At 33.5% G+C, this 11533-nt stretch carries 11 protein-coding genes; 1 reads left to right on the top strand and 10 read right to left on the bottom strand.

The window, feature by feature from the left end; translation table 11 throughout:
• Positions 1–11 precede the first annotated feature (11 nt).
• From MXE27_RS09155 to MXE27_RS09170, 4 genes are all read right to left on the bottom strand, one after another.
• Entirely contained in the window at positions 12–1805 is a 1794-nt protein-coding gene (locus tag MXE27_RS09155; RefSeq protein WP_248612126.1) for a DUF2207 domain-containing protein, read from the bottom strand.
• A 13-nt stretch (positions 1806–1818) separates the two neighbouring features.
• The gene (locus MXE27_RS09160) at positions 1819–2370 is read right to left on the bottom strand and encodes a LemA family protein (protein ID WP_248612127.1); all 552 of its coding nucleotides are present in this window, start codon (positions 2368–2370) and stop codon (positions 1819–1821) included.
• Positions 2371–2508: 138 nt separating this feature from the next.
• Entirely contained in the window at positions 2509–2823 is a 315-nt protein-coding gene (locus MXE27_RS09165; protein WP_248612128.1) for a hypothetical protein, read from the bottom strand.
• A 313-nt stretch (positions 2824–3136) separates the two neighbouring features.
• On the bottom strand, positions 3137–4369 hold the full coding sequence (locus MXE27_RS09170) for a proteasome-activating nucleotidase (protein WP_248612129.1): 1233 nt from the start codon (positions 4367–4369) through the stop codon (positions 3137–3139).
• 105 nt (positions 4370–4474) lie between these two features.
• Here MXE27_RS09170 and MXE27_RS09175 point away from each other — a divergent pair, with 105 nt between their 5' ends.
• Complete coding sequence (locus MXE27_RS09175) at positions 4475–4933, top strand: multiprotein bridging factor aMBF1 (RefSeq protein ID WP_248612130.1); 459 nt, start codon at positions 4475–4477, stop codon at positions 4931–4933.
• Positions 4934–5049: 116 nt separating this feature from the next.
• Here the strand turns inward: MXE27_RS09175 and MXE27_RS09180 are convergent, their stop codons facing one another.
• The 6 genes from MXE27_RS09180 to ddl form a co-directional block, all read right to left on the bottom strand.
• Positions 5050–5415, bottom strand: coding sequence for a DUF356 domain-containing protein (locus MXE27_RS09180; protein WP_248612131.1), 366 nt, complete (start codon positions 5413–5415; stop codon positions 5050–5052).
• 8 nt (positions 5416–5423) lie between these two features.
• Positions 5424–6629, bottom strand: coding sequence for an Mfer764 family protein (locus tag MXE27_RS09185; protein ID WP_248612138.1), 1206 nt, complete (start codon positions 6627–6629; stop codon positions 5424–5426).
• Positions 6630–6673: 44 nt separating this feature from the next.
• Positions 6674–7108 (bottom strand): Mfer763 family protein, encoded by a 435-nt coding sequence (locus tag MXE27_RS09190; RefSeq protein ID WP_248612132.1) that lies wholly within the window; start codon positions 7106–7108, stop codon positions 6674–6676.
• Between the two features lie 406 nt (positions 7109–7514).
• A complete protein-coding gene (gene murE / locus MXE27_RS09195) occupies positions 7515–8957 on the bottom strand; it encodes a pseudomurein biosynthesis peptide ligase pMurE (RefSeq protein ID WP_425438283.1) in 1443 nt (480 codons plus the stop codon).
• 46 nt (positions 8958–9003) lie between these two features.
• Positions 9004–10086, bottom strand: coding sequence for a pseudomurein biosynthesis MraY family phospho-N-acetylmuramoyl-pentapeptide-transferase (mraY, locus tag MXE27_RS09200; protein WP_248612134.1), 1083 nt, complete (start codon positions 10084–10086; stop codon positions 9004–9006).
• A 7-nt stretch (positions 10087–10093) separates the two neighbouring features.
• The gene (gene ddl, locus MXE27_RS09205; protein ID WP_248612135.1) at positions 10094–11269 is read right to left on the bottom strand and encodes a pseudomurein biosynthesis D-Ala-D-Ala ligase; all 1176 of its coding nucleotides are present in this window, start codon (positions 11267–11269) and stop codon (positions 10094–10096) included.
• Positions 11270–11533: the final 264 nt, after the last annotated feature.

Genomic DNA, 11533 nt, shown 5'->3' on the forward strand with positions numbered 1-11533 from the left:
AGTGAATGGGTTTAAAATGCACCTCCACCCCCTCCACCGGATCCTCCACCTACTCCTCCTACTCCCCCAGAACCACCATCACCTTGATTAACAGTAGTCATACCTGTAGAGAGACTTGAGGAAAGTAAAGCATAACCACCATAGTAATGGAATAAATATAAATCACTCCGGTCCAGCTGGTCGTCAGGTAATGATATTTCCATGGATTTTCGAACCTTATCCGCCACCCCCAGTGCAGTAGCATAAACCAAATATTTATTCCATACCGCAACTGATTCTGGAGGATATTCTTTAATTAAAGAGAAATCCTGAATATATTTTTTGAAAGCCTGCCATTTAGCATCATAATCAATCCCTTCTTGAGTCCATCGTCCACCCACCTTTTCTGGTAGAATGATAGAAATTATTCCTGCTACTCCAAGAACTATAGAAGCTAAAAATGCATATATTGATGCAGGGAGAGGATTGAATACAGTAAAAAAGAATACTATCCCGGCTAATATTATAGCCAGAACACCATAAGTTTTTATATAAGTATCTCCCGTTTTTATGAAAAATTTATCAGTTTTTTTGTTTAAAAATAAATTATTTAAATCTCCTTCCCAAGCATCATAAGAAGATTTGAAAGATTTAGCTTTATCTTGTTTTTTAAGCTCCTTTTTAAGATAATCCATATTAATGATATTATCAACTGCAAATCTTCTTAAAAAAGTGATAACATGCTTTTCAAATGAATAAAGTTCTTCAAAACTTTTCTGTTTTATTTCTAGATTAACCTGCTTTTTTCGACCTTTTTTTTCTGTATATACTCCCAAAAATCCACGGTTAATAAGATCCATAATGGTTGCTTGGAAACCGTCCATATTAGGATTTCCAACGCTTTTCCCAAATCCTTTTCCAGAGATTGCATTGACCACTGCAGGAGAATCTTTAGTAGGTAGTTCGCGTTCGTATTCACCACGGTAAGTAGTTTTAGGTTCCCTTCCATATTTAAAGTAGATTATAATTGGGATGACTATGCTTAAAAGCATTATAACTGCCAGTACCATGTAAAGAATACTGTAAAAATTTATCTGATCTTTGTAGTCCTGCTGAATTTTTTCTATAATGGCCATTCCATTTTCATTTAATTGCTTTGCAAAGACAGGGTTTGCAAATTGATCTTTAGGTATAGCCATTCTGACCTCAAAATAATTTCCAGGGGAAATAGACTTAGTAACTACCTTCAAAACAGAATCATCCCAAACATCACTTAAAACATAGTAAGGGGGGTTCAACCAATACTTAACCCCTTCCTGGGATTTGAGATGAACATTAGTTGTTAATTCTCCTACATCCACTTCCCACTCTTCACCCCATACTTTAAACTGTAATTCTGCAATGTCATTGTAAATTTTGATGACGTTTATAAAATCATATTCAATTGTCACCACGACATCCCTATTAGTTATAGGAGTGGTTTTTTGAGCATCTGAGTAAAGAAAAATCTTTAACGAAGTCATATCAGTTTTATTTGTTATTTGATAATCAGAATAAGCTCCAGAAGTAGATATATCCAAATTTTCTATTTTTTCTCCATTCTTTAGAGGTATATCCCTATAAACACCATTATAAGTTCCAGAAAAAGAATAGTGTAATGTTTCTTTAATCCTTAAATTCCCATTTTCCTGCACATAAAGATCAAATGTGGCCTTAGGAATAGTGAAACTTCTGTCATCATCATCGGCAGCAAAGCCGATCATTGGAAATGACGCCAGCACTAATATAAACAGTAATAATAACGATGTTAACCTAATTTTATTCATTTTATATCAACTCCTAAAATTCTACTTTAGGCACGTTTTTGACTGATTCTTCAATTTCAAAGAATTCTGCTTCTTCAAAATGGAAAGTACTAGCAATGATATTACTTGGAAACATCTGACACTTATTATTGTACATTAAAACCGTGTCATTGTAGAACTGTCGGGAATAGGCAATTTTATTTTCGGTTTCCGCAAGCTGTCCCTGCAATTCCAGAAAATTTTGATTAGCTTTAAGATCAGGATAGTTTTCTGCAACAGCAAAAAGAGATTTCAAAGCTCCAGTTAACATATTATTAGATTCTTGACTTTCTTTTACAGTTTGAGCACCTATAACCGCAGATCGTGCGCGAGTAACCTCTTCAAAAACACCCTTCTCATGCTTAGCATAACCCTTTACTGTTTCAAGCAAGTTAGGTATCAAATCAGCCCTCCTATTTAGTTGAACATCTATCTGAGACCATGAATTCTTAACACGGTTTCGAAGATTCACCAAACTATTATAAAGCCCTATTACCACTCCAATCACAAGGAGTATAATTATCGCAATTACAACATATAACCACATTTTTAATCAACTTCCAGATGGATTAATATATTAATTATAATATCTATTTACTCGATTGTTATTTTTTTATGACATTTAATGTTGAAAAACTCATATACTAAAAAATTTAAAAGAATACTGGGAATGTTTCTAAACATGTTAAGATGTTAAATAAATGCTCAATGTTACATCGTCCAATTCACCAGATCCCGTGGAAGAATTCATTGAATTAACAGTTTCATCCCCTCTAATAGCCGATACTGTTAATGTGTCAGAGCCCTTATCTTTTTTTTCAACTTTAACTCTTAAACTACCGGTAATACTGCCTAAATCAATTGTTTTATTACCTGTACCTTCTATAGTCTGTGTTCCTGAGGAATCAGTTATTGTACCATTCCAACTACCGGGATAATCTACAGCAACCTTAACCGATGAGGATATACAACCAGATATTCCTACAACAAAGCAAAGCAAGAGTATTAGAAAACCTATTTCAATTTTTTTTAACAAGTCTCACATCTCCTCAAATATTGTTTTAGAATAGCCTAAAACTTATAATTTTTGGGGGCAAATAATAAATTAGAACAACGTAATTTAAAATAAGCAATAAATATTAACACCCATTAAGATAATGCAATGAGCCAAGTTATATCAAGTATTAACTTAAGGCTACAAGCTAAGTCAATAGAGCAAGATGAAAAAAATAGATTGAATTTAACAAATTTAATTATTTTGAGAAGTTATAATGTTAAATAGAATAAAAAAAGAAAATTAACCTCAAAAGAGGTTAACCAAACATTACGCCTGCTTCTTTCTTGTATTCTTCCTCGTTTTCAACACCCATAATCTTATCGACAGCATCCATAAAATCATTCATTGTAACTTCTTCTCTTTCATCTCTGATGGCAAACATTCCAGATTCAGTACAAATAGCTTTAAGGTCTGCACCAGATGAACCTTCAGTTAAATTAGATAAAAGTTCAATGTCAACTTCTTCTGCTAATGACATAGACTTGGTATGTATCTTTAAGATCTCTCGACGAGCATCGTCGTTAGGTACAGGTACCTCAATAAAACGATCAAATCTTCCAGGTCTCAAGAGTGCAGGGTCAAGAATGTCTGGTCGGTTGGTAGCAGCAACTATACCCACATTTCCTCTTGCTTCAAAACCATCCAGTTCAGCGAGAAGCTGCATTAAGGTCCTTTGGACTTCACGGTCCCCACTAGTTGAACTTTTTAGTCTTTTAGCAGCTACCGCATCAATTTCATCAATGAATATGATACTTGGGGATTTTTCTTTAGCTAATTCAAATACTCCTCGAACCAGTCGAGCACCTTCACCTATATATTTACGGACAAATTCAGAGGCAACGATTTTAATGAAAGTTGCATTAGTTTCATGAGCAACTGCTTTAGCCAGTAATGTTTTTCCAGTCCCTGGAGGGCCATAAAGGAGAACACCTTTTGGTGGTTCAATACCGATTTTTTCAAATAGTTCTGGTTTCTTAAGAGGAAGTTCTACTGTTTCCTTTACTTCAACCACTTGTTCGTCCAGTCCACCAATTTGTTCATATGAAACATTCGGTTTCTCATCTACTTCCATACCAGTTACAATAGGATCTTTCTCAGATGGAAGAATATCGACAATACTGAAGGTTTGCTGATTTAAAGCAACCCTAGCACCAGGTTCTAATAATTTATCATCTAAAAATCTTGAATAATTAATTACAAAATGAGGTCCCGTACTACTTTTAACAGCAATTCGGTGTTCATCTAATACCTCAGTGATAGTAGCAATTACTAGGGGAGGTGATCTGAATCTTTCAACCTCTCCACGAAGGGATTTTACTTCGCGATCCAGTCGAATTTTTTCATTTTCGATTAAAACCTTATCTTTTTCAAGTTTTCTGACTTTCCACATCAGATTTCTTTTAGTTTTAGTATTCTCTTCTTTAAGTATTCTTATTTCTTTTTTAAGGTCTTCAATCTTTTTTAACACACTTTGGGAGGAATTTTCCATGAGCTTAGAACACTCCTATTTAAATTTTATTGATACTATCTATGTCTTAGTAATATTTAAATATTAAGGTAAGAATTATATAATGACAAAAACAAAGGGATCTTCATGAGATGTGAGATTTGTGGGAAAAAGATTATGGGTCAGCCCATAAAGACAAAAATCGATGGATCTGTAATGAATGTATGCAATGATTGCTCAAAATTTGGTAAAATCCAAAGACAACCTACAAGACCCACTAAACCTCGAGCAATCCAGAGACCTCCTAGAAGAGAGAAACCAACCTACGAAGTCCTGGAAGAATATAATAATATTGTTAGAGAAGCTCGGGAAAAAAAAGGATGGTCCCGCGAAAATTTAGCGGAAAAAATATATGAAAAGGTTTCTGTGATTAACCGAATTGAATCTGGGCGTATGTCTCCGGACATTAAGCTGGCCAGAAAATTAGAGAGAATACTCAATATTACGATTCTAGAAAAATTAGAGGATACTCAGAGTGAAGAATTCAAGGCATCTTCACTTAAAGGAGCTACCATTGGAGATATTGCTCGAATCAAAAAGAAATAATTTGACGGACAAAACTATATAAATCTCCCATTATTTTTTTTAAATTCTTTGATAAAAATAGATTAGTTACATTTTTTGATTTTATTATTTAAAGTGTAAATAAAATAAAAAAGAATTTATTTTTTAGAAGGTTTATCTTTATGTGAGTAATATCCCTTTAAAGTAGGAGCATCCCTCATTTTATCTTTTAATTCGCTAAATTCAGAGTATTCACTACTGACCACTATTATATGGGCCGGAGGATGAATTTTTTTTACCTGCATTATACTATGAGTGTCACTTTCCTGAACACGGATAACCACTGAAACTCTTGATTTTTTGCGTATTTTCCTGTTTATAATACTTTCAGCCAATTTATCAGCATATTCATTTTCTAACAATCGAGGCTTGCCATTTATTTTTAAACCAGCATGCCTCTCTAGATCTGCTAAAGAATTTAAAAGTTTTGACTGATTATCAGCCCTTAGTAAAATTAAAGACATTTTTCATCCTACCTTTTAAATGATGTAATTAAAGTGCTTCTAAAGAGTACCAGTAGCACCATTACAAAACCAATAGCCGTCTGAATATTACCTAATAAATCCAAAACATTAGAACTAATTGGTAGATTCCATGCAGGTGCCGTCCTACCATTTGGTAGAGCTGAGTAATATACTCCTACTGCCTTTGAACTCTGTTTAACATTTAAATCCTTAGGTTCAACATAATTCACACCTACAATAAGGCCATTATTTATAGCTTTGTTAAGGGATCCTGCAATGGTATTAGCATTATAACCATACTTTTTAACAGAGGCTTTAACTACTTCTTTTGTAGTTTGTTCTACTCCACTTTCATCAACACCATATACCGATACCATTATACTATCTTTAGTAACAGTTATGGCATCAATAAGAGCATCAGTAGCACTAACTGTTTTAAGTTTTGATCCATCTATGGGGCATGTTTGGTAGTTTTCAGCACTGGGATAACCTACAGACCATCCACACAGCGGGCAAACCTTCAAGTAATTAGAATCCATAGGATAACCAGTTTCATTCAAGTTTTCTGGTGTAAACATGTCTCCAGTGGTAAGTCCAGAAACCATATTCACAGCACCACCACCGTATTTTTCACCAGCATCAGTTGCAACTTCTTTTAGAGTTTCCCCTATTATTGTGGTAGCCGGATATCCATCACGGATCATTTTACCCATATTAATAGCTGTTTCACGCCTTACTCTATCTGCAGTACCCATTTTAGGGTTTCCTGCTGTATTTCTTAAGTGAATAATCGCTCCTTTTTTACCTGCAGGTAAAACTGCAAGACCTCCACTATAAGGGGTTACTTTAATTGTTCCGTCGTCCTCCACAATTACAACATAAGCCTTAAAATATCCCCCCACTGCAGCACCACCAGTAGGAGTTCCACACATAACCCGGATACCTGAATAAAGGCTTGCAGCCGATGCAGCTTGTGAAGGTGTTGCTCCATTCTCAAGTCGACTTATAGTATCCACGATTGCTTCTAGACGAGGCGTTGATTCACCTTTTCCTCCAGAAAGAACAGCATATTTATTTTCTTTGGATAAAAGAAATGTGGATTGGAACATATTATCCGCAAATGACATACTTCCTGCTGCAGCACCATTAGGATCAGTTCCAGAGGGGTCTGTAATAACTATGACGTTACATGTAGCTGAAGCAGCGTGAACCATTAATAGAATAGTACAAGCAAAAACTATTAATTTTAAAGTATTTTTCAACCCTTTGCCCCCGTTACATTGACTGTGTTGAAATCCTCAATAACATTTACTGTAACTACTCCCGTTTTCGTGTCAACTTTTACATCAGCGGCGGCGATGGGTTGAACTCTCGTTCCGGGAATAGTTGTTTTCTTAACAAAAGACTCCGCAGATTCAATTGCTTCATTTAGAGGCAGTTGTCTTTTAGAAGTTATTAAAACATCACCTTTGATATAACTACCACTCCTGAATCCAGCTTCTGCAATATTACTTTTAATGGAATCAAGAGGAACTATATCATTCCCTTTGATAATTACTCCAGATATGGCTACTCCATCACTATCTTCAGAAGATGAAGCATAGGCCATATAAGTCATTGCCCGACCTGAAACAATTAGCAGAAACGCTAGAAAAAGAATGATAAGCGTATCTCTTCTTATTTTTAGGAACATTCATTTCACCTAACATAGTTAATTTTAAGACCCTAATGTAAATTTTAAGATAAATTTCATGGACTTTTTTATAATTTAAATTTCGCTTGATAATAATTTATTTTATACAATTTTAATTAATTCTATTATCAACATTTCACTAATCAAACTTTTTATTAATATAGTATACTGCCTTATCTTCTACAATAACCTCATAAAATATTATTATCTCTTTTATAAAATTTTTTTGAAAGATTTTAAATAAATTATTTCAAGTTCAATTAATGGGTCAAATATAAATAATAAAACTACAATGAATCACATTTTTAATGATCCATACTATTTTAAATTTATGTGACAGTAGTATACTAATTAATATATAAAAACTTTTTGTTAGAAAAAATTAAAATAACATCCATTTAACCATTTATTTCTTAAGCAAGAACCTATTTAAAATTTTTTCAGCAGTATCCATTCCCTGCGCCCCAATTAGTAAAATTGTGTCATTTTCATCTGCAAGAAGAAGTACCTGTCTCAGTGAATCATCAAGTCTTTTGTAAAAACTATAATTAACCTTGGAATTTTCCAATGCATTGACAAATATCCTGTTTTCATGGTTTTTTACTGTATTATTTTGGTCCACAGCTTCTGCACTATTCGTGATTATTAAGTTAATTTCTAAGTTGTGGATCTCATTTATTGCCTCAACCAGTGCCTTGGAATTGATTAAATTAATTTCATCCCCTCTAGATCCCCTAATAGCACAAACTATCCAGAGTTTTCCTGAAGTGATCTCAGCAGTGCTTTTAATAGTAGCTTTAATACCTTCAGGATTATGGGCAAAGTCATCTATTATTGTAGGAGATGTATTTAAAATTGAAAATCTTCTTTTAAGAGGCTTGTAATTGTAAACCCCTCTTTTTATAATATCCATGGGTATTTCTAAGTAAATACATGCAGAAATTGCAGCTAATGTGTTTTGAATAAAATGAGAGCTGGTAAAAGGCAATCTGGATCTTTCTAAAAAAAGATTATCCTTATAGAAAATTCCATGGTCTTTATATTGAAGTTTAGAATTATTCCCATAAGTAAAAATTTCTGAGTCCTGGCTTAAAAATTGCTGCATATCCATAACTTGAGGGTCTTCCTGATTTAAAATCGCGCATCCTTTATCTAAAGCTTTTATGGCACCTGAAATTTCCTTAAAAGCCTCTTCAATGGAATTAACAAGACCAATATGGTCCATAGCAACATTAGTTATAACCACGACTTCTGGTTGAATTGCCCGAGTCATAAGTAGTGCGTGATCATGCATTACCTTATCAAACCAGCCCTGAACTTCAGAAACTTCAATTACCACGTAATCTAATTGGGAATTGTATCCATTTATATCTTGACAATAATCACCAAGTTTTTTAGCTACCATAGGATCTATTAATGTATTGAATTCAGATTTAGAGTCTGTATTGGTGAATACATTAAAGCCACCTTCTTTTAAAATATTATAAATAATATGAGTAGTAGTAGACTTCCCATTGGTACCCGTTACAACCAATCTTACTGAATCTCTGGCAAATTCATTAATAGTCCATTTTAAAGCAAAAGCATTGGCCAATTCTATTTTATCAACAATTATTAAGCTAAGATTAAGTTCTTCTGCTATTTTTTGAGCAGTTCCCCGGGGATCTTGAGTTATAAAACAAGAAACATTTTTCTCAGAGGCAATTTTTATTCCAGTTTCATCCACCCAATGGCGAATAACCACATCCCCTTCTTTAGCATCGCTTAAAAGATTAAAAAATCCATTTATAGGCTTATTATTACCAATGAGTTTTCCTTTTATTTGCTGTGAAAGTGTTAAAACATCCAATTTTGTCATTCGAGTCACTACATCTTTACTTTTTAAAAAAAGGGAATTATGAATAAATAGTTACAATAATTGCGACAGCACACACTAATACCGTTAATGACCAGTATAAAAGGACAATTTTGCCTTCAGATAAACCACGATAATGTAAAGTATGGTGTAACGGTTCAACTGGAAGTTTAATAATTTTAGCACGGTGCATGAGACTAATTACAACTGAAAGGATAGGAACAGTGATGGAAACAACAGCAAAAGGGACAATGTCTCCCAACATAGCTGCAGCAGCAAAACCCCCACCTAAAGCAAATGCCCCAGTATCCCCCATAAATATAGATGCAGGGATTCGATTATACAATAAAAATCCAAAACAAAGCCCTGCCAGAACAAAGAAAGTTATTGCTACATCGCCTTTGCCTACTATTAAAGAAAATATTGCGCATGATAATGAAGCTATACCCATTATCCCTGCTGCCAACCCATCCATACCATCTATAAGATTAACTGCATTTATTGCCCCGACTACACCCAAGATGGCTATAGGAAAAACTAATAAACCTAAATTCATTCCAAAAAGAGTGAAGCTTATCGCTCCGGAGGCAATTAAAAATATTCCAATCAATATCTGGGAGAATATCTTTTCACTTTCTTTTATCTCACTTTTAATAGGGATTTCTCTTATGAGCTCAACTTTATTGGAATCAAATAGTGATTGAACTTCCATTTTAGCTTTGGGGGTTGCTACTCTTACTTCATCTCCAGGTTTAAGTAGTAATCTACCCAGTTGCACTGACTCTGTGCTGATATTTTTTACGACCTTTTGGATTTCCTTTACTTTTAATCCAATAAGGTCATCTAAAAGCCCTATAATACCTGAAACAATCATTAACCCCACAGTTAAAACCAAAATAGGAATATCATGATAAACATTGAGGACAAATAAAGCACTTATAATAATAGCTAAGCCCCCCATTATAGGGGTTCCTTTTTTATGGCTGTGCTCTGAAACAATAGGTTTATCTGTAATATCTGCCATTTTCATTACTCTGCGTATAAATGGTGTGAAAAATGCGGTTAATATAAACGCGATTATTAAAGGGATTAAAACGGCCCATAATTTGTTTTCAATTATCAAATAATCACTACTCCACTATTTTTAATTTTTTTGCAATTTCTATAGTTTCATCAGAATTTTTTGCTCTTATTGTAATCCTTTGAGCTTTTTCATGCCCATGAAGTATCCAGGGCCTATTTTTGCTAAATAAATGATTATTAGTAATATCTTTTTTGCCTTTGGAGAAAATTTCGTTCATCTCCTTTTTTCTGTGAAGGGGTAATGGCATTTCAAATGCAGAATATTTTTTCATGTTATCTTCAACTATTTTTTTATCCCAGTGCCCAGTGCCCATATCCACCAGTTGTTGTAATGGATTTATTCCACTGGATGTTAATGTTAAATAACGTGTCCCACTTGGCCGGGTATTCATTTCAATAACATTTAATTCATTAGTTTCTGGATCAAAGATGAATTCAACTTCTATGGTTCCACTGGCTCCCATTTTAGCCACAATTTTCTCGGCTAATTTTCTTAATTTCTGATTATCAAGATGATTAACTTCAGCAGGTGCAGTTCTGATCTTATTTAACGGATGTAAGAAATCCAGAGTGGTTTCTCCTTTATATACTGGTGTTAATGCAATGGATTGACCTTTCCAACTTAAAACTTCTACTGAAACCTCAATACCTTTAACAAATTTTTCAACAAATGCATGCTCAAATTCTTTAAAATAATCACAAGCATCATCCTTACAAAGAGCAAGTTTTATACCGGATCCTCCCTGGCCTTCAGATTGTTTTAAAACTGAGGGATAATCTAAATTAAATTCCGTGAACTGGTTTAATTTATCACTTTTCTCTTTTAAAAATTGTTTCCTGTTGATTTCGAAAAATTCGGGAGTTTTGATATTATTTTCCTGAAAAAACTTTTTTGTTTTTAGTTTATCTGATGCAATTTCCGTTGAATGTAAATTAGAGGCCACAACAGGCAAGTTATATTCTTTCTCTAATAGTTCTTTCATCTTTGCTACATCAATCAAAGGTTTATCAATCCCAATTAAAGGCACCACCGCATCAACATCTTCAGATAGTGCGATTTCTACAGGACTATCCATTCCCCGAGGCACAATAAACAATTTATTTGCTAACTTTAAATTAGGTGAATCCTTATTTGATTCAGTTAATATTGTATCTATTCCTTTTTCTTTTGCATAACCTGCAACTTCATTAAATAACCTTGCACCAATAAATAGTATCTTCATTATATCCTCGATAATCCATATTTTTTATTTAAATTGAGATAATTATATTTGATTGTAAGTATCTTGTTATAAATCCAACTTATATTATTTCAAACTATTCACTATTAATTAAGATATAAAAGTTCGAATTAGTTTTAAATCCAAACTATATTATTTCAAACAGATTAAAAGTATTTTCTAAAAAGAATAAAAATAGTCATAGATTTTATGATATATTTTTTGAAGTTAAAAAATTTAAAACCAAATAAAATGAGGCAGCTATTC

The sequence above is a fragment of the Methanobacterium alcaliphilum genome, from assembly GCF_023227715.1.
Classification (GTDB): domain Archaea; phylum Methanobacteriota; class Methanobacteria; order Methanobacteriales; family Methanobacteriaceae; genus Methanobacterium_E; species Methanobacterium_E alcaliphilum.